Annotated in this window: 14 protein-coding genes and 2 other annotated features; of the genes, 8 read left to right on the top strand and 6 right to left on the bottom strand. The window is 38.7% G+C overall.

The features are described 5' to 3' along the window. Nucleotides 1-4: 4 nt before the first annotated feature. The gene (locus BTO11_RS16120) at nucleotides 5-1,273 is read left to right on the top strand and encodes a tetratricopeptide repeat protein (protein WP_105053559.1); all 1,269 of its coding nucleotides are present in this window, start codon (nucleotides 5-7) and stop codon (nucleotides 1,271-1,273) included. A 310-nt stretch (nucleotides 1,274-1,583) separates the two neighbouring features. On the opposite strand, the gene suhB is transcribed toward BTO11_RS16120, so the two are convergent. From suhB to nadK, 4 genes are all read right to left on the bottom strand, one after another. Continuing rightward, nucleotides 1,584-2,387, bottom strand: coding sequence for an inositol-1-monophosphatase (suhB, locus tag BTO11_RS16115; protein WP_105053558.1), 804 nt, complete (start codon nucleotides 2,385-2,387; stop codon nucleotides 1,584-1,586). 189 nt (nucleotides 2,388-2,576) lie between these two features. Beyond that, nucleotides 2,577-3,542, bottom strand: coding sequence for a hypothetical protein (locus BTO11_RS16110; RefSeq protein WP_105053557.1), 966 nt, complete (start codon nucleotides 3,540-3,542; stop codon nucleotides 2,577-2,579). 145 nt (nucleotides 3,543-3,687) lie between these two features. Further along, nucleotides 3,688-5,361 carry a DNA repair protein RecN gene (recN, locus tag BTO11_RS16105; RefSeq protein ID WP_105053556.1) on the bottom strand — a complete coding sequence of 558 codons (1,674 nt, stop codon included), beginning with the start codon at nucleotides 5,359-5,361 and terminating at the stop codon, nucleotides 3,688-3,690. A 94-nt stretch (nucleotides 5,362-5,455) separates the two neighbouring features. Further along, nucleotides 5,456-6,337, bottom strand: a complete 882-nt coding sequence (gene nadK, locus BTO11_RS16100; RefSeq protein WP_105053555.1) for an NAD(+) kinase — start codon at nucleotides 6,335-6,337, stop codon at nucleotides 5,456-5,458. 104 nt (nucleotides 6,338-6,441) lie between these two features. On the opposite strand from nadK, the gene hrcA reads away from it, so the two are divergent. The 7 genes from hrcA to BTO11_RS16065 all read left to right on the top strand — a co-directional run bounded on the left by hrcA (nucleotide 6,442) and on the right by BTO11_RS16065 (nucleotide 15,178). Continuing rightward, nucleotides 6,442-7,482, top strand: a complete 1,041-nt coding sequence (gene hrcA, locus BTO11_RS16095; RefSeq protein WP_105053554.1) for a heat-inducible transcriptional repressor HrcA — start codon at nucleotides 6,442-6,444, stop codon at nucleotides 7,480-7,482. 55 nt (nucleotides 7,483-7,537) lie between these two features. Further along, on the top strand, nucleotides 7,538-8,110 hold the full coding sequence (gene grpE / locus BTO11_RS16090) for a nucleotide exchange factor GrpE (protein ID WP_105053553.1): 573 nt from the start codon (nucleotides 7,538-7,540) through the stop codon (nucleotides 8,108-8,110). A gap of 129 nt (nucleotides 8,111-8,239) precedes the next feature. Further along, nucleotides 8,240-9,058: a 4-hydroxy-tetrahydrodipicolinate reductase gene (dapB, locus tag BTO11_RS16085; protein WP_219846501.1), complete on the top strand. Its 819-nt coding sequence runs from the start codon at nucleotides 8,240-8,242 to the stop codon at nucleotides 9,056-9,058. Nucleotides 9,059-9,280: 222 nt separating this feature from the next. Then, complete coding sequence (carA, locus tag BTO11_RS16080; RefSeq protein ID WP_105053551.1) at nucleotides 9,281-10,405, top strand: glutamine-hydrolyzing carbamoyl-phosphate synthase small subunit; 1,125 nt, start codon at nucleotides 9,281-9,283, stop codon at nucleotides 10,403-10,405. 31 nt (nucleotides 10,406-10,436) lie between these two features. Then, nucleotides 10,437-13,655: a carbamoyl-phosphate synthase large subunit gene (carB, locus tag BTO11_RS16075; RefSeq protein WP_105053550.1), complete on the top strand. Its 3,219-nt coding sequence runs from the start codon at nucleotides 10,437-10,439 to the stop codon at nucleotides 13,653-13,655. Then, nucleotides 13,656-14,135 (top strand): transcription elongation factor GreA, encoded by a 480-nt coding sequence (greA, locus tag BTO11_RS16070; protein ID WP_105053549.1) that lies wholly within the window; start codon nucleotides 13,656-13,658, stop codon nucleotides 14,133-14,135. Nucleotides 14,136-14,332: 197 nt separating this feature from the next. After that, on the top strand, nucleotides 14,333-15,178 hold the full coding sequence (locus tag BTO11_RS16065) for a tetratricopeptide repeat protein (protein ID WP_105053548.1): 846 nt from the start codon (nucleotides 14,333-14,335) through the stop codon (nucleotides 15,176-15,178). 102 nt (nucleotides 15,179-15,280) lie between these two features. On the opposite strand, the gene BTO11_RS16060 is transcribed toward BTO11_RS16065, so the two are convergent. Both BTO11_RS16060 and BTO11_RS16055 read right to left on the bottom strand, forming a co-directional pair. After that, nucleotides 15,281-16,606, bottom strand: a complete 1,326-nt coding sequence (locus tag BTO11_RS16060) for an NAD(P)/FAD-dependent oxidoreductase (protein WP_105053547.1) — start codon at nucleotides 16,604-16,606, stop codon at nucleotides 15,281-15,283. Nucleotides 16,607-16,614: 8 nt separating this feature from the next. Beyond that, entirely contained in the window at nucleotides 16,615-17,190 is a 576-nt protein-coding gene (locus BTO11_RS16055) for a GNAT family N-acetyltransferase (protein WP_105053546.1), read from the bottom strand. 572 nt (nucleotides 17,191-17,762) lie between these two features. Then, nucleotides 17,763-18,628, top strand: a sequence feature (16S ribosomal RNA rRNA prediction is too short). 59 nt (nucleotides 18,629-18,687) lie between these two features. Then, nucleotides 18,688-19,086, top strand: a sequence feature (16S ribosomal RNA rRNA prediction is too short).

Here is a 19,086-nt window from a genome sequence, read left to right as displayed (position 1 = left end):
AGATATGAAAAATGTTTTTAATTTATTCCTTTGTGCTGTTATTTCGCTAAGCGTTACTTTTGCCCCTTTCGTAGAAGCAAAAGTGCCTGCAGATAAGCAAGAAGAGTTGAAAAAACGCCAAAAAGCTCGTGGAGGTAAAGCCCTCGGTCAACGTGTTGGTAAGAAAGTGCAAAAAGCATTTGAACTTTATCAGGAAGAACAAGTTGAGGAAGCGTTAGCTATATTATTAGAGTTATCCCCTAAAGGGAGTTTTGATAAAGCTAATGTAGATCGCTATATAGGTTCTATGTATGCTGGGATCGAAGGTAAAGGATTAGAAGCTATTGCAAGAATGAAATCTGCAGTAGAGTCTAATGAACTAGCTTTTAGAGATCATGCAGAGTTACTTAAAAATATGGCAGCTTTGTCTATGCAAGCTGAGAAATATGAAGATACTGTTAAATATTATAAAGAGTATATAACATTTTCTTTAGATGAAGATGCTCAAGCTTATTTAGGTATCGCTAATGCATATCATCAAATGCAGCAATATGACAAAGTCATTGCACCTGCTAAGAAGTCTATTGCTTTACAAGAAAAACTGAATCAAAACCCTTACATACTAGTGATGGCTGCTTATTATGAGCAAAAGATGTATAAGGAAACGACAGAAGCTACAGAAGTACTTGTAAAAACGTTTCCAGAAGATCCAAAGTGGTGGGTTCAGTTAGGTAACTTCTATGCACTAATAGAAGATTATGATAAAGCTTTGTCTGCTTTTGATGTTTCGCATAAAAATGGATATTTGAAAAAAGATTCAGAAATGAAGCGTCTTGCTCAGTTATATGCTACTAAGGGGATTCCGTATAAAGCGGCTATTATCCAAGAAAAGTATATAAAGAGCGGTTTGATTGAGAAAAATGACAACTCATTATCAATAATGGCTAGTACTTTTCAAAATGCTAAAGAATATAAGAAAGCAGCTGCTTACTTCGGTGAAGCTGCTAAGTTATCTAATGATGGAGATCTTTTCCGGAAACAAGGTAACAATCTTATGATACTTGAGAAGTATAAAGATGCATTAGCTGCTTTTGAGAAAGCTGATAAAGCTGGATACAAAAACAAAGGTATGCTGAATCTTCTAAGAGGTGAATCTCACTTTTACTTAGAAAATTGGCAAGCATCATACGATGCATTTAATGCTGCTACAAAAGATAAGAGTTCAGTTAAAACAGCGAAAAGCTGGTTAGGTTATGTTAAAGAAACTGCAAGCCGTAAAGGTTTAGCGCTTTAATACTTTGACTCTTATAAAAAACCAGCATTTGCTGGTTTTTTTATGTCTTGAATTCATAGAGTGATATGGCGCGAAAAGTTACTAAAGTTTAAACATGTTTAGGCTTGCTCTATAGACATCAGAGATAGGGCTTATACAAGCTATCTAGCCTTAGATATAAATTAATAATAAGTTAAAGTTATTATTAACTTATAACAAAACATGTTTCTATTATAATTTCTATTTTTCAATTATAACTTGAACGTGTTCACTTAATTCTAGGCATCAAAAAACCGACTTATAAAGTCGGTTTTTTTTATTAATAATGAGCTTACTTACTACGTAAACCATCATTTAAATGTGGACGAATTGCTTTTAAAATCCCGCCTAATACTTTTGGTGTTGCTACAACGATATTACCTGATTTATCGTAGTTATCACCACCTTCAAAATCAGATACTACGGCACCGGCTTCTTTTGCAATTAACTGGCCTGCAGCTGTATCCCAGGGCTTAAGACCCATCTCCCAGAAACCTTCCATACGGCCTGCTGCTACATAGGCTAAGTCTAAGGCAGCTGAACCAGCTCGACGCATATCAGCAACTTGTAAGAACAAGTCTGAGAAGATTGCTAAGTAAGGAGCGATTTGATGTTTCTGTTTGAAAGGGAAACCTGTCGCAAGTAAAGTTCCTGCTAAGTCTTTTGCTTTAGATACGCGTATACGTTTACCGTCAAGTTGAGCACCAGAACCTTTAGATGCTGTGAATAATTCACCACGAATTGGGTCAAAAATTACAGCTTGTTCTAATTTACCGTCAACTTTTAATGCAATTGAAACTGCAAAGTGTGGTATGCCTTTAATGAAGTTTGTTGTGCCATCTAAAGGGTCGATAATCCATTGGTATTTGGAGTCACCTTCTGTCACGCCACTTTCTTCGGCAACAAATGAATGGTCTGGGAATGAAGCTTTTAGTGTAGAGATGATTGAATCTTCTGCTTCTCTATCAATGTTGGTCACAAAGTCATTGGTACCTTTTAATTCAGCTTGTACTAAATCTAGTTGCTCATATCCACGAGCAATAATTTTTCCAGCATTACGAGCAGCACGAACTGCGATGTTTAACATCGGTTGCATAATTCAATCACCTATTTTTAGAAAGAACGTAATAATTTATACGTGACAAAAAGCCATGGGTAAAGTCCAATAATTAAATCGGATTTTACTCAGCATATAAACTAATTACTAAAGAACATTTTTTAATCAGCGCGCATTGTAGTGATTTTCTAGGAAAAGTAAATAGATTAAGCTTTAAAAACATAACAATTAGAAAGATTCTACCTGGTATATTCCAGAGTCGATAAACCTTTTAGAACGTTCCGATATTTCTGCAAATTCAATTAAGCTAGGCCCTGTAGGCTCAGCTAAAGAGTAATGTAACCCTTCTACGTCTAAGCGATAGTCAGTACTTAGGTGGGAGACGTGCAGTCCAATTAGAGCGTGATCAGGGACGTATACAATTATTATTTGTAGCTTCGGATACATAGCTTTAATTATGCTGGCCATTAAAGTCACTTTACTATCACAATCACCTCTATTGTTTGCTAACACTTTTATCGGTGGTGAAAATCCAGCACCATTGGTTTCTATTCTTGACTCTAAGGTACTGTAAGGTATCGACTGAAAGAAGGATAATAGAAAAATTGCAGTGGTTCTAGCCGTTGCCTCTGGCAATTTTTGACTGAGACTTTTGATCAGCGGCCTAAACGATTCTTGGCTCTCTGTAGCAAACCTTACGTGGTCAGGTTTATAGGTTAGATGCGATTTGTCAGGTTGGTAGCCTATTGGTTGAAATTCAATATAGTATTCTTTGTGTAAAAATTCTTTTAAAGATGAATTATATACTTCATGTAATGCAGCTGATTGTTGTTCCATCCAAGCTTTATCAGAACTTCTAAATTCAAAATCAACGTTTTGGTAACGAGATTTTATTTTCACACTGCCTTTTCTTGGATCTAGTTTTGCTATTGCTTGTTTTAGTTTTTTGACAGAGTACATTTGCAAACGAGACGGCGTTAATGCTTTAAAGTGTCGAAAGTCACCGTTAACATTTTTTGTCGCTAGCTTGAAATCCAGTTCTAAAATTTCAGAATCAGCATCTTTCCATTTATAGCTAAACTTAGTCTGATCTCCAGTCCTAACTTTTTTAAATGACAACTGCTCCGCAGCCAATTTGCTGGATAGAACAAATAATACTAATAGCGTAGTCTGAACTAAGATCTTATTGTGCAAAATATTACCGTTCCCAATTTACTCAAAAATACACAAGTATTAATATAACGGTAAAACCAATAAATCTCTAATTTTCTGTAAGGGATTTACAATATTCATTATTAGGGCAACTCCCTGTATAGCTAATTGGAATTGGTGTGTATAACTAGTGTGCATGAGCAATTGATAATAATTCTTGAGCATTAGCTTTTGTTGTTGCGGAAATGGTATCACCACCTAATAATCTCGCAAGTTCATCAATTCTGCCTAATTGGTCTAATGCCTCCATACTTGTTTGGGTTGTGCCTGTAGAGGTTTGTTTGTTTACAAATTGTTGCTGATGACCATAACAAGCTACCTGTGGTAAATGAGTTACACATATTACTTGGGTATTGTTACTCAACTCTCTCATTAACTTACCAACGGCAGAGGCTGTAGGTCCAGATACACCAACGTCGACTTCATCAAATAATAGGGTAGGGGTTGTTACTTTCTGAGCAATGATCACTTGTATCGCTAAACTCATACGGCTTAATTCACCACCTGAAGCAACTTTTAATAACGGTTGCAATGGTTGCCCTGGGTTTGCACTTACAAGAAATTCAACCTTATCAGAGCCAAACTGACTGTATGTTTCTGGGTCAGAACTGATATCAATATTAAATACGGCATCCGCCATATTTAGTTGTTTCATACTAGCTGTTATTTTTTTATTAAGTTGCTGAGCAAAATGACAACGTTTTTCTGTTAACGCAAGAGCTAACTCTTTATAGCTAGTCTTGGCTTGCTCAATTTCTAACTCGAGTTCTAACAAACGAGTGTCAGAATTAGCTAGCTTGTTTAATTCATCAGTTAATGAGGTTAATTTTTCTATCAGTAACTCTGGGAACACTTGATGTTTTCTACTTAACTCAACATATAAGTTTAATCTTTGTTCAACTTCAATTAAACGCTGTGGGTTTAGCTCTAATTGATCAATATAATTACGTAGTTCACTGGTTCCTTCATCTAATTGGATTAAGGCAGAATCTAACAATTCTATAGTCGGATTAAGTCTTGAGTCTAAGTTAGCTGACTTTTGTAATAAGGAAAGTGCAGACTGTAATGCAGAGTATGCATTCCCGTTGTCGTTTTCATGCAGAATATCCAGCGCATTCTGAGTATCACCTTGGAGTGAGTTAGCATGGTGTAAACGTTTATGTTCGTTTTCAATTTCCTGATACTCGCCGTCAGTAAGTTCAGCATTATTTAGCTCATCAACTTGATATTGTAGTAGCTGTTTTTGAGCGCTGAATTCGGCTTGTTTTTCAGTAAGTTGTTTAAACTCCGAGGTTGTAGATTGTAGATTTGAATAAACCAGTTTTAACTTATTAAGTAGTTCTAAGTTACCAGCGTACTGGTCTAACATAAAACGTTGGTGATCTGGTTTTATTAATAATTGATGTGCGTGTTGGCCATGAATACTCACGAGTAAACTGCCAATTGCTTTTAATTGTGATGCAGGAACTTGGATGCCATTAATATAAGCTTTAGAACGACCTTCTTTAGTAACCACACGACGTAAAATACAATCGTCATCATTAAATAGTTCGTTTTCTTTTAGCCAATTTTGAGCTGTTGTTAGTTTAGATACATCAAAAGAGGCAATCACCTCTGCTTTGTCTGTATTTGCTCTAACCATAGACGCTTCACTACGTTCACCAAGCGCTTGAGCTAAAGCGTCGATCGCAATGGATTTACCAGCGCCGGTTTCTCCGGTAATCGTCGTCATTTGGTGATGCCAATTGACTTCTAATTGGCTCACAATCGCAAAATTTTTAATAGCTAAAGAAATTAACATATAAACACATCAAAAGATTAATAACTGTTGTAATGTACAGTAGTTTAAAAATTTAGACATGTCTATAAAAAATTCATTTTAAATGCTGGTTGAATTAGTAGTTCTGTTTACCCCAATGTAATTTCTTTCTTAGTACGCTGTAATAATCATGCGCCATTGGGTGCACTAATCGTAAACCGAGCTGATGTTTATTAATGACAATTTCATCACCAGGTCTAACCGCTAACATAATGTGGCTGTCGCAACTGATTTGTAAAAGTGAATCTTTTGCTTTTGATACAATAATTTTGATTTCACTATCCGCATCAACAACTAATGGCCTGCTAGTTAAGGTATGCGGAAACATAGGTACTAAGGTAACCGCGTTCAAATTAGGATGAACAATCGGTCCGCCACCAGATAATGAGTAGGCCGTTGAACCTGTCGGTGTACATACAATAAGCCCATCAGAGCGCTGATGAAAAACAAAAGAGCCATCAATAAAGGCTTCAAACTCAATCATATGGGCTACTTTGTCGGCATGCAGTACCACTTCATTTACTGCACAGTTACTGGCTTTTAATTCGCCATCACGATAAACCGACACATCTAATAAGAAGCGTAATTCAGTTTTATAATCGCCCGCTAATACTTGGGTTAATGACGTTTCATAATCATCGGGATTTAAGTCTGTTAAAAAACCTAGATTACCTCTGTTTACCCCTATTACTGCTACATCGTATTTACTCAGAGTTCTAGCAGCACCTAGCATATTACCGTCACCACCGACGACAATAGCTAAGTCACACTTTTTGCCTAGCTCCACTAAATTCACAACCTGACAGTTTTTATCGTCAATATAACTTGCGACACTTTCTTCTATTATGGGCTGATAACCCTTATTAATGAGAAAGTTATATAGGTCGACAACAGTCTCCATCGTGGCATCGTGATTTGCTTTGCCAATTAATCCAATTGTTTTGAAGTGCTGAGCCATTGTATTTTTCCTAAACGCCCTAATTAATGTATCTATAAGCTAGAAATTGATTATCTAGTTGGGTTATAGCGTTTTTTCGACTGAATTAGAAGACTGGTAAAACATTGAATCAAAAAAAAGTAATCAATACGCGCTGCGAACTCATACTAAATCTAGTTATTAGAAACTATTTAAAGTGTGGCAGCCCAACATCCTCTAAGGCTATCTCAGCATCAGATGAGATTTCGGCGAGCTCTGCAACCATCAGAAATGAAATGGTGGCATTAGAAAAAGAAGGGTTAATTTTTTCTCCCCATACCAGTGCTGGTAGAATTCCTTCAAAAGAAGGGTTAAGACATTACGTTGATCACTTATTAGAAAATAACCAATGTAAACCGAACACCATGCAAAAGCTGTCGGCCAGTTTAGGTTATTCATCTAATCCAGAAGTTATTTGTGCTAAGGCCAGTAAACTAATCGCCGACATGACTCGGTTAACCGGTTTAGTTGTGATGCCACAAAGTAACGATCTCGTTATCCGTCAGTTAGAGTTAGTACGTTTGGCAGATAGGCGTTTATTGTGTGTATTAATAGATGAACATGACCATGTACAAAATAGGCTTGTTGATTTAGCTCAACCTGTTTCTGAATTAATTTTACAACAAACCATACAGTTACTTAATATTGCATTGTCCGGCTTTACCATGAGCGAAGGTGCAGAACGTTTACCTTATTTAATTAAGCAGTCAGACCCTGAAGTGTTTGAACTGGTGAAACAAACTTTGTTTGGTGACATAGTGGAGGCTCACGAGCCCCTTGTATATTTATCTGGGCAAACTCGATTATTAAATAATGAAATCTCAACCGATACAGACACATTGCGTAAATTAATTAAGTCATTTGAAAATGTTTCGTCACTAAATCAGATGTTTAATAAAAGTAGAGACCATAACGGTGTATCAGTATTCATTGGAGATGAAATAGGTGTTGAGCTTTTTTCTAATTGTAGTGTTGTTGTTAAGCCATTAATCAAAGATAATAGAGTTGTCGGTTATATTTCTGTGGTCGGTTCAATACGTATGGATTATGCATCGGTAATATCTGCAGTTGATGTTACTGCGAATATTCTATCGTCAGCCTTGAATCGAGAGTTTCAATCCCCATAATATGCGACAACACCTTTTTTTATTATAGTTAGAATGGTTTGGAGTCTATAACCCCATGTCTGATCAAAACAACGAACAATTTGAAAATGAACAAGCTGCTGAAACAGTTAGCCCACAAGCTGATGTTCAATCAGAAGAAATTGATGCTATTGCGCATATCGCAAAGTTAGAAGCAGAATTAGCAACAGCAAATGCAACTATTGACGAGCAAAAAGACTCTGTCATTAGAGCTGCCGCCGATAACGATAATATTCGTCGCCGTGCTGCTATTGATGTTGAAAAAGCTCGTAAATTTGCGTTAGAAAAATTTGCGAATGAATTACTTCCTGTCATCGACAACCTAGAACGTGCTGTTGAATTCTCTGATAAAGAAAATGAAGCATTAAAGCCGTTAATCGAAGGGATTGAACTTACGCAAAAATCATTTATTGATGCAGTTGCTAAGTTTGGTGTCGAATTAGTGAATCCGGAAGGCGAAAAATTCAACGCTGAATTCCATCAGGCAATGTCAATGCAACCAAGTGCAGACGTTGAGCCAAATACCGTTATTGCGGTTATGCAAAAAGGTTTTACTTTGAATGGTCGTTTATTAAGACCTGCCATGGTTATGGTTTCAAAAGCACCATAGTTTAAACCGTATAGCATATTCAGAATTAAAATTAAAAACCCGCAGATAGCGGGTTTTTTTATATCTGTATTGCGGTAATATTCATGCAATTAGCATCATATCTATAACAATATTAAAAATACGAGAGTAATAATGGCAAACGTAGGAATTTTTGGCGCAAATGGCCGTATGGGCCGCAACCTTATTGAAGCGGTAACTGCCGACCAACAAGCTAGCCTAAACGCTTGCTCTGTTAGAGCTTCTTCACCGTTTAATGGGATGGATGCAGGCTTAATCGCTGGAATAGGCGAACAAGGCGTTGTCGCAAGCTCAGACTTAGATTCTTTAGCTAAAGCTTGTAATGTTTGGATAGATTTCACATTACCTGAAGCATTAAGTGAAAATATAGATTACTGCGTTAAGCACAAATTAAACATGGTCATTGGTGTCACTGGTTTGCCAGAGTCATTGATAGAGAAGATGAAACAAGCTTCCAAGCATATCGCTATCGTATTTGCTGCTAACTTTTCTACGGGTGTTAATTTGATGTACAAGTTACTGGAAGTGACATCAAAAACCATAGGTGATGACTGCGATATTGAAATTATAGAAGGTCATCATAGATATAAAAAAGATGCGCCATCCGGTACCGCAATGGCGTTAGGGCAAGTAATTGCAGATACATTAGATCGTGACTTAGACAAAGTTGCAGTATACGGACGAGAAGGTGATACCGGCGAACGCAGCCGAGAAACCATAGGTTTTGCGACTGTCCGAGCCGGAGACATAGTTGGCGACCACACGGTTTTGTTTGCAGATATAGGTGAACGTCTGGAAATAACACATAAAGCATCAAGCCGATTGACCTTTGCTAAAGGTGCAGTAAGGGCTGCGAACTGGTTGGATGGAAAACAAAAAGGCTTGTTTGATATGCAAGATGTGCTTAATTTGAAGCAACTTAAGTTATAAAATAGCGGGTTACCATAAAATAATCGTCTAAACGGACTATTTATATAATTTATGTAATTTTTCCTAGCCTAATGATTCAGTCTTAGCTACAATAATCCAAATTTGCCTAACACAAATGCTGTTGCTCATTTGTCAGATGAAAAAAAACAGGTTTGTGTGGCTAAGATTAACCATTTGCAGATAAAAACGTAAAAATCTGCATATCATTGCTAGGAGGTTATCTTGACTCAACCCGCGCTATTGGTTCTAGAAGATGGAACTATATTCCGAGGTACCGCAATTGGTGCTGAAGGTATGTCAGTTGGCGAAGTAGTATTTAATACTTCAATGACAGGCTATCAGGAAATAATTACCGACCCATCTTATGCTGAACAAATCATAACTTTAACTTACCCACATATTGGTAACTACGGTACTAATTCTGAAGATGAAGAAAACGATAAAATCTGGGCCAAAGGCTTAGTAATTCGTGACTTACCTTTAGTTGCTAGTAACTTTCGTAGTGAACAAGACTTAAGTAGTTACTTAAAAAAACACAATGTAGTTGGCATCGCTGATATTGATACTCGCAAGTTGACTCGTATTTTACGAGATAAAGGCGCGCAGAACGGTTGTATCATTGCAGGTGAAGTTGATGAAGCAAAAGCGTTAGAGGCAGCTAAGAAATTCCCTGGTATTAAAGGAATGGACTTAGCAAAAGTAGTTAGCTGTGATAAACCGTATGAATGGAATATGGGCAGTTGGCAGCTTGGTCAAGGTTACTCAGAATTAGCAGATGAACGTTTTCATGTAGTCGCTTATGACTATGGTGTTAAACGCAATATTTTACGCATGTTGGTCGACCGCGGTTGTCGTTTAACAGTTGTTCCTGCACAAACCTCAGCGGAAGAAGTTCTAGCACTTAATCCCGACGGTATTTTCTTATCAAATGGTCCAGGCGATCCAGAGCCATGTACTTATGCAGTTGAAGCAATCAAATCTCTTTTAGAAACTAACATTCCAGTATTTGGTATTTGTTTAGGTCATCAATTACTTGCCATCGCAAGTGGTGCTAAAACAGAGAAAATGAAATTTGGTCATCACGGTGGTAATCACCCAGTACAAGATCTTGAAACCAAAAAAGTGATGATCACAGCGCAAAATCATGGTTTCGCAGCTCAAGAAAGTACTCTGCCTGACAATTTAATTGCGACACATAAATCTTTGTTTGACGGTACGTTGCAAGGAATTCATCGCACAGATAAACCAGCATTTAGTTTCCAAGGGCATCCAGAAGCAAGCCCTGGTCCACACGACGCAGCACCTTTGTTCGATCATTTCATCGAACTAATGACTGAACGTAAATAATAACTAATACAGATTTAAGAGAAGAATTCCTATGCCAAAACGTTCCGACATAAAAAGCATTCTGTTATTAGGTGCTGGTCCAATAGTTATCGGTCAAGCCTGTGAGTTTGACTATTCAGGCGCTCAAGCTTGTAAAGCATTACGTGAAGAAGGTTACCGAGTTATCCTAGTTAACTCTAACCCTGCCACAATAATGACAGACCCTGATATGGCTGATGCAACGTACATCGAGCCAATTCATTGGGAAGTTGTTGAAAAAATAATTGAAAAAGAACGCCCAGACGCAGTACTACCAACAATGGGCGGTCAAACGGCATTAAACTGCGCACTTGAATTAGAAAAACAAGGCGTGTTAGCAAAATACAACGTTGAAATGATTGGTGCCTCTGCTGATGCAATTGATAAAGCAGAAGACAGAAGTCGTTTCGACAAAGCAATGAAGTCTATCGGCTTGGAATGTCCAAGAGCTGAAACGTGTAACACAATTGATGAAGCTCACGACGTATTAACGCGTATTGGTTTCCCTTGTATTATTCGTCCGTCATTCACTATGGGTGGCAGCGGCGGCGGTATTGCATACAACAAAGAAGAATTCGACGAAATATGTACACGTGGCTTAGATTTATCGCCAACCAGTGAATTATTAATCGACGAATCTTTGATTGGTTGGAAAGAATATGAGATGGAAGTGGTTCGTGACAAAAACGACAACTGCATCATCATTTGTTCTATCGAAAACTTTGATGCCATGGGTGTTCACACTGGTGACTCAATTACAGTTGCTCCTGCGCAAACATTAACGGACAAAGAATACCAAATCATGCGTAACGCATCGATTGCAGTTTTACGTGAAATTGGCGTAGAAACGGGTGGTTCAAATGTTCAGTTTGGTGTTAACCCAGTAGATGGCCGTATGGTTATTATTGAGATGAACCCTCGTGTGTCTCGTTCTTCTGCACTTGCATCAAAAGCAACGGGTTTCCCAATTGCTAAAATTGCCGCTAAGTTAGCGGTTGGTTATACGCTTGATGAATTAAGTAACGACATTACCGGTGGTGCGACTCCTGCTTCTTTCGAACCAACAATCGATTATGTAGTCACTAAGTTACCTCGTTTTAACTTTGAGAAATTCGCCGGTTCTAACGACCGTTTAACCACACAGATGAAATCTGTTGGTGAAGTTATGGCTATTGGCCGTAACCAACAAGAGTCATTACAAAAAGCTCTTCGTGGATTGGAAGTGGGTGTATCTGGTTTTGACCCGATTATCGACTTCACAGCTGAAGGTGCTCACGATAAAATCATCCATGAACTTAAAGAACCAGGCCCAGACCGTATTTGGTATATCGCCGATGCATTCCGTAGTGGCATGGACTTAGATGCTATCTTTAAGTTAACCAATGTCGACCCTTGGTTCTTAGTACAAATTGAAGACATTATTAAATCTGAAAGTGAAGTGGTAACACGTGGCTTTGCAGGTTTAGATGAAGCTTTCTTACGTTCACTTAAACGTAAAGGTTTTGCCGACCTTCGTATTGCTGACTTGTTAGCGATGAATGAATCGGAAGTACGTAAAAAACGTTACTCTTTTAATCTTCACCCAGTATATAAACGTGTTGATACTTGTGCTGCTGAATTTAGTTCAGATACAGCTTACATGTATTCAACCTATGATGAAGAATGTGAATCAAACCCAACAAGTAATGACAAGATCATGGTTCTTGGTGGCGGTCCTAACCGTATCGGCCAAGGTATTGAATTTGATTACTGTTGTGTACACGCCTCTCTTGCATTACGTGAAGATGGTTATGAAACCATTATGGTTAACTGTAACCCTGAAACGGTTTCAACAGATTACGATACATCAGACCGATTATATTTTGAGTCAATTACCCTTGAAGACGTATTAGAAATCGTACGTATTGAAAATCCAAAAGGCGTTATTGTTCAATATGGCGGTCAAACACCACTTAAATTAGCTCGTGCATTAGAAGCCAACGGAGTGCCAATTATTGGTACGTCGCCAGATTCAATTGACCGTGCTGAAGACCGTGAACGTTTCCAACAAATGGTAGAGCGTTTAGGTTTATTACAGCCAAAAAATGCAACGGTTACTTCTACTGAGCAAGCAATATTAAAAAGTGCTGAAATCGGATTTCCATTAGTTGTTCGTCCATCCTACGTACTAGGCGGAAGAGCAATGGAAATTGTTTATGACGAAGCTGACTTGCGTCGTTATATGACGGATGCCGTATCGGTATCCAATGATTCTCCGGTATTACTCGATCACTTCTTAGATAACGCAATTGAAGTTGACGTTGATGTTATCTGTGACGGTACCGATGTGGTTATTGGCGGTATTATGGAACATATTGAACAAGCGGGCGTCCACTCAGGTGACTCGGCATGTTCATTACCAGCTTATTCATTACCTCAAGATGTACAAGATGTTATGCGCCAACAGGTGCGTGACATGGCGTTAGAGTTAGGTGTTGTTGGTTTGATGAATACTCAATTTGCAGTTAAAGACGGCAAAGTGTATTTGATTGAAGTTAACCCACGTGCAGCTCGTACGGTTCCTTTTGTTTCAAAAGCAACCGCGGTACCGTTAGCTAAAGTAGCCGCTAGAGTAATGGCTGGTAAGAGTTTAGCTGAACAAGGTGTGTTGAAAGAAATCATCCCACCATATTTTTCAGTGAAAGAAGTGGTTATGCCATTTAATAAATTCCTAGGTGTGGATCCAATTTTAGGCCCAGAAATGCGCTCAACTGGTGAAGTTATGGGGGTTGGTGATACGTTTGAAGAAGCATTTGCCAAAGCCGAACTTGGCGCAGGTATTGAAATAGCTCGTGGTGGTCGCGCATTAATTTCGGTTCGAGATTCAGACAAAGTTCGCGTTATTGATTTAGCTAAAAAGCTAATTGAATCTGGTTTTGTACTAGATGCAACTCGAGGCTGTCAAAAAGTATTGGAAGATGCTGGAATCGAATGCCGTAAAGTAAATAAAGTATTTGAAGGCCGTCCACATATACTAGACCGTATTAAAAATGGTGAGTATGCTTATATTGTTAATACTGTTGAAGGTCGTCAAGCGATTGAAGATTCTAAAGTATTACGCCGTGGTGCATTAAGATACAAGTCGAACTACACAACAACATTAAATGCGGCTTTTGCTACTTGTTTAGCTAATACTGCAGATGACCGTGGTAGTGTAGAATCATTACAAAACTTACATAAGAGAATTCAGTAAATGAGTACTCAAGTACCAATGACAATTCATGGCGCAGAAGCTTTGCGTCTAGAGTTGATTGAATTAAAGACGGTTAGTCGTCCTCGTATCGTGGCAGATATTGCATCTGCTCGCGAACATGGCGACCTAAAAGAGAATGCTGAATATCATGCAGCACGTGAACAGCAAGGTTTCTGCGAAGGCAGAATTCAAGAAATTGAAGCTAAGTTGTCTAACGTTCAAATCATCGACGTCACTAAATTACCAAATACTGGTAAAGTGATTTTTGGCACAACCGTAACAATATTAAATTGTGATACGGAAGAAGAAACCAAATATCACATAGTTGGACAAGATGAAGCTGACATTAAACTTGGTAAAATCTACGTTGGTTCTCCTATTGCTCGTGGGCTAATAGGAAAAAGTGTTGATGATGTTGCTAAGATTCAAACACCATCAGGTGTCGCTGAATACGAAATAATTGAAGTTCTGTATCTTTAAACAGATAAGCTCTTCAGTTAATAAATAAAAAAAACCGTCAAACGACGGTTTTTTATTTTGTGGGAAAAATCATTGTGGCTGAATTCAACATATAACTACCTAATTAATCCAGCTGTTATAAATATGATGACTATCATTGTATTTAGTTATTTTTCCCACATATCAAAGTCAAAGAGAAAGTCGCTAGGGGCAGAATATTGAGTAATATAGTTGATATAACATTAGAAAACTTTCAACAAGTGTTGTTGGAGCAGTCTAAAGATACTTTGGTTATGGTGCAGTTTTGGGCTGATTGGTGTGAGGCATGTAAACAACTTAGCCCAAGTTTGTTTTCTATAGCGTCACAATTTCCAAATAATCTGATCTTAGCTAGAGTGAACTGCGATGAGCAACAGCAGATTGCTGCACAGTTTGGAGTGAAAAGCTTACCAACGGTTGCCATAATGAAAGATGGCCAACCGATTGATGGTTTCTCTGGTGTGCAATCTGAAGCTGAAATTTTAGAACTATTAAATAAACACTTACCAAAAGAAGAAGATGCTTGGTATGCCAGCGCTTCGGCTTTTGCCCAAGAAGGTAATTGGATAGAAGCATATCCATTGTTTAAACGTGCATTTGAAGTAGAACAAGCACGTATGGAGTTTTTGTTTGCGTTTGCTCATGCAAGTATTGAGTTAGGTAAATTAGAAGATGCGAAAACCCTATTAGACAGTGTATTACTGGTAAACCAAGATTCTATTTATCAGCAGTTAGTAGCAAAATTAGATTTGGCGTCAAATGCGGCTGAGTCACCAGAGGTTTTGAAACTGCAAGCTGAGTTAGATGCGGATCCTGATTCACTACTATTAAAGCAACAATTGGCCGTGGCTTTTAGCCAAGTTAATAGGAACGAGGAAGCTTTAGAATTACTGTTTGAAATACTAAAATCAGATATGAATTTTGCTGAAGCAAAAAAATTCTATTTAGACATTATTGCTAACTTGCCAGATGGTGATGTGTTAGCAGGAAAATACCGCCGTAAACTTTATACCTTATTATATTAAGCTCTTGAAGATAGATAGGATGTATTACACCTAAATCCAAGAAACTAAAAAAGCCTCAAATATTGAGGCTTTTTTATAAAGAGTCGATTGAAACTGCACGAATTAACTTAACCAGTCTTTCATTCGACCATACTGATAAAAGAATCGTTGTCCGGTTCTTCTAAATTGAGCAAAGGGTAAATACGGCAATTCCGATATTAATGGCGAGTCCACCTTTTGTTCTTGGATAAGGTTGGCCAATAACTTACCGGCATAAGCGCTAAAAGACACACCTGAACCACAATATCCTGTGGAATAAAAAATATTATCTGCTGTTTTATGTATATGTGGCATTTGATCAAAGGCAACAGAAATCCAACCAATCCAATTATAATCAATCGTTAATGCCGACAATTCAGGAAATGAAGATTTGAGCTCGGATAATAAACGAGCCGCATAAATAGGATTTTTAGCATCTTTGCCAGATATCGCGCCTCGCCCACCAAACAAAATACGATTGTCTGGTAAAAGACGGTAATAATATTTTAATTCCCGCGTATCCATCATCACTTGATGCGTTTTAAAGTTAGAACGTTTTAATTCATCAGCGGTAAGAGGACGGGTAACAATAACATTGGTTAATACTGGCAATATTTTGTTTTTTATCGGGGTGTTTAATGCTTTAGGTGTATATCCATTCGTTGCGATCACTAACTTATCGGATAATACAGAACCTAATTCGGTTGTAATCAAATGTTGTTGACCACTTTTGAGTATATTAGTAACCGGACTTTGGTTATAAATTTTAACACCTAAAGAACTCGCTAACTCAGCGTAACTATTTACTAGCTTAAGTGGATTTATGCCAAAGCCATTAGTATAGCGAATCGCACCAAATACGTTTTTATGATCGACATATTGCTGACAAAAGTCGGTTTTAGAAATGACTTCCACATCGTAGTCGAATTCATTATGGAGATAATCAGCAGAGTCTTTTAGTTTTTCAAACCACTTTTTACTGTGGGCAAGCTTTAGATAACCCAGCTCTGTTTTATCTATACTGGTATTACTTTGACTACTTAATGTATCAACTAGCTCAATGGCCGACATAAAATCGTCGTGTAAATTCTTAGTTTGGCTAAGACCAAAACGATTAACTAGCTGTGTATAGCCTAGCCTACCTGAACCAGGTAAAACAAAACCAGCATTACGGCCACTACAACCCCAACCAATTTCGTTAGCTTCAACAACCACAATATTTTTAACACCTTGTTGGGCTAAATGAATAGCACAACTTAAACCAGTATACCCAGCTCCAACAATGACCACATCTGCATTAATAGATTTATCCAACATATCGTAATTGATAGGGAAGGCAGTAGAGCTCCAATAAGACTCAGGGAAGCCTTGTTTATTGTTCAATTGGTTGTTAACTAAAGGATCGTACATAAACTTAATTACTCTTTATCAAATTCAAGTAGCATTTCAGATGCATCACAATAACAATCTTCGCCGCAAAGAATACATACATAATTAGGTAAGCTTTCATCTTCATGCCAGCGTCTAGGATGTGTCTTAATTAGCACTCCGCCAGCTTTAGTAAAATACTTAAATGACGCATTTCCGGGACTTTGCATCCAAATATGGCTTAAGCCTGCTTTTGCCCCCATTTTCTTTAAAACTGAAATTGACTCAGATAATAAAGTTCCACCTAAACCTTTACCCTGAAAATCAGGATGAATGGTATTACATTTGAAGTAAGCAACGTGTTCTTGCTTTATTGGCCAAAGACCGGGAGTACACCATCTATCGAGTTGCCAATTGTTAGGGGCGTAAGTAAGACGGAAGCCAACCAGTAAATCTCCTTTATACAGAACAAAGCTAGAATTCAATCCGTCTTTTATTCCTTTACTATGTATAGCAGTAATAGTGTCAGGAAATAAATAACCATCACCATGCACTAAATTTCCTAACTGAATTACGTCAGTAAAGTGTTCTTCACTTAAGTTCGATAACTGAAATTGTGTATTCATAAGCGTTTTCTTTAAAAAATCTATTTATCCATACTAACTGTTTTTCATATTTTGTCTTTAATTAGCCAAGGATTATTAAGGTTAAATGATGTTTTTAGACGAGTTATCGCCCGCATTGATTGGTATTTGACCACTTAAACGTTTTTTGTAATTAATTTGAAATAAAGGCTTGCGCTGAATCCGAAACTCCCTATAATGCGCCCCATGTTGTCAGGGAGACATCAAACGGCAGAAAGACAAAGTTAAGTAAGCAGTTTGAGATTGAAATTGATTAGGAAGTTTGCAAAAACTAAATAAAAAAGATTTCAAATAATCGTTGACAACGATAACGGGAAGTGTAAAATGCGCATCCCGGTTGAGACAAGCCTTGAGCGACTCAAATGAGAGTCAGTCTTAACCAGAACCTTCGGGGTTCGAAATGTTCTTTAACAACTTGTAATTAATTATCTGTGTGGGCACTTGTGAATGATAGTAACAAAAAGATTTACTATTTTTTAAGTGTCTGTGCAAACAAATTTATTTATTTGAACAGTATTTATTGAGTAGGATTAAATGAAACACTTTAAAGTGAAGAGTTTGATCATGGCTCAGATTGAACGCTGGCGGCAGGCCTAACACATGCAAGTCGAACGGTAACAGAACTAGCTTGCTAGTTGCTGACGAGTGGCGGACGGGTGAGTAATGCTTGGGAATTTGCCTTTAGGTGGGGGACAACAGTTGGAAACGACTGCTAATACCGCATAATAGCTACGGCTTAAAGGGGGCTTCGGCTCTCGCCTTTAGAGAAGCCCAAGTGGGATTAGATAGTTGGTGTGGTAATGGCGCACCAAGTCAACGATCCCTAGCTGGTCTGAGAGGATGATCAGCCACACTGGAACTGAGACACGGTCCAGACTCCTACGGGAGGCAGCAGTGGGGAATATTGCACAATGGGCGCAAGCCTGATGCAGCCATGCCGCGTGTGTGAAGAAGGCCTTCGGGTTGTAAAGCACTTTCAGCGAGGAGGAAAGCTTAGTGGTTAATACCTACTAGGTGTGACGTTACTCGCAGAAGAAGGACCGGCTAACTCCGTGCCAGCAGCCGCGGTAATACGGAGGGTCCGAGCGTTAATCGGAATTACTGGGCGTAAAGCGTACGCAGGCGGTCATTTAAGTCAGATGTGAAAGCCCCGGGCTCAACCTGGGAACTGCATTTGAAACTGGATGACTAGAGTGCGACAGAGGGTGGTAGAATTTCAGGTGTAGCGGTGAAATGCGTAGAGATCTGAAGGAATACCAATGGCGAAGGCAGCCACCTGGGTCGACACTGACGCTCATGTACGAAAGCGTGGGTAGCAAACAGGATTAGATACCCTGGTAGTCCACGCCGTAAACGATGTCTACTAGCAGCTTGGCGCTTAAGCGCTGTTTTGCGAAGCTAACGCGATAAGTAGACCGCCTGGGGAGTACGGCCGCAAGGTTAAAACTCAAATGAATTGACGGGGGCCCGCACAAGCGGTGGAGCATGTGGTTTAATTCGATGCAACGCGAAGAACCTTACCATCTCTTGACATCCAGAGAATTTTCTAGAGATAGATTAGTGCCTTCGGGAACTCTGAGACAGGTGCTGCATGGCTGTCGTCAGCTCGTGTTGTGAAATGTTGGGTTAAGTCCCGCAACGAGCGCAACCCTTATCCTTAGTTGCTAGCAGGTTATGCTGAGAACTCTAAGGAGACTGCCGGTGACAAACCGGAGGAAGGTGGGGACGACGTCAAGTCATCATGGCCCTTACGAGATGGGCTACACACGTGCTACAATGGCAAGTACAAAGGGTTGCAAACTCGCGAGAGTAAGCGGATCCCATAAAGCTTGTCGTAGTCCGGATTGGAGTCTGCAACTCGACTCCATGAAGTCGGAA

It is taken from the genome of Psychrosphaera saromensis, from assembly GCF_002954545.1.
In the GTDB taxonomy this organism is placed as follows: Bacteria; Pseudomonadota; Gammaproteobacteria; order Enterobacterales; family Alteromonadaceae; genus Psychrosphaera; species Psychrosphaera saromensis.
This window is presented reverse-complemented; position numbering and strand designations above follow the sequence as displayed.

Excerpts from the sequence above, each read along its gene's own strand:
- BTO11_RS16055 (WP_105053546.1), bottom strand. The coding sequence starts at position 17,190 with ATGAATACACAATTTCAGTTATCGAACTTAAGTGAAGAACACTTTACT.
- carB (WP_105053550.1), top strand. The coding sequence starts at position 10,437 with ATGCCAAAACGTTCCGACATAAAAAGCATTCTGTTATTAGGTGCTGGT.
- BTO11_RS16120 (WP_105053559.1), top strand. The coding sequence starts at position 5 with ATGAAAAATGTTTTTAATTTATTCCTTTGTGCTGTTATTTCGCTAAGC.
- grpE (WP_105053553.1), top strand. The coding sequence starts at position 7,538 with ATGTCTGATCAAAACAACGAACAATTTGAAAATGAACAAGCTGCTGAA.
- greA (WP_105053549.1), top strand. The coding sequence starts at position 13,656 with ATGAGTACTCAAGTACCAATGACAATTCATGGCGCAGAAGCTTTGCGT.
- recN (WP_105053556.1), bottom strand. The coding sequence starts at position 5,361 with ATGTTAATTTCTTTAGCTATTAAAAATTTTGCGATTGTGAGCCAATTA.
- BTO11_RS16060 (WP_105053547.1), bottom strand. The coding sequence starts at position 16,606 with ATGTACGATCCTTTAGTTAACAACCAATTGAACAATAAACAAGGCTTC.
- nadK (WP_105053555.1), bottom strand. The coding sequence starts at position 6,337 with ATGGCTCAGCACTTCAAAACAATTGGATTAATTGGCAAAGCAAATCAC.
- suhB (WP_105053558.1), bottom strand. The coding sequence starts at position 2,387 with ATGCAACCGATGTTAAACATCGCAGTTCGTGCTGCTCGTAATGCTGGA.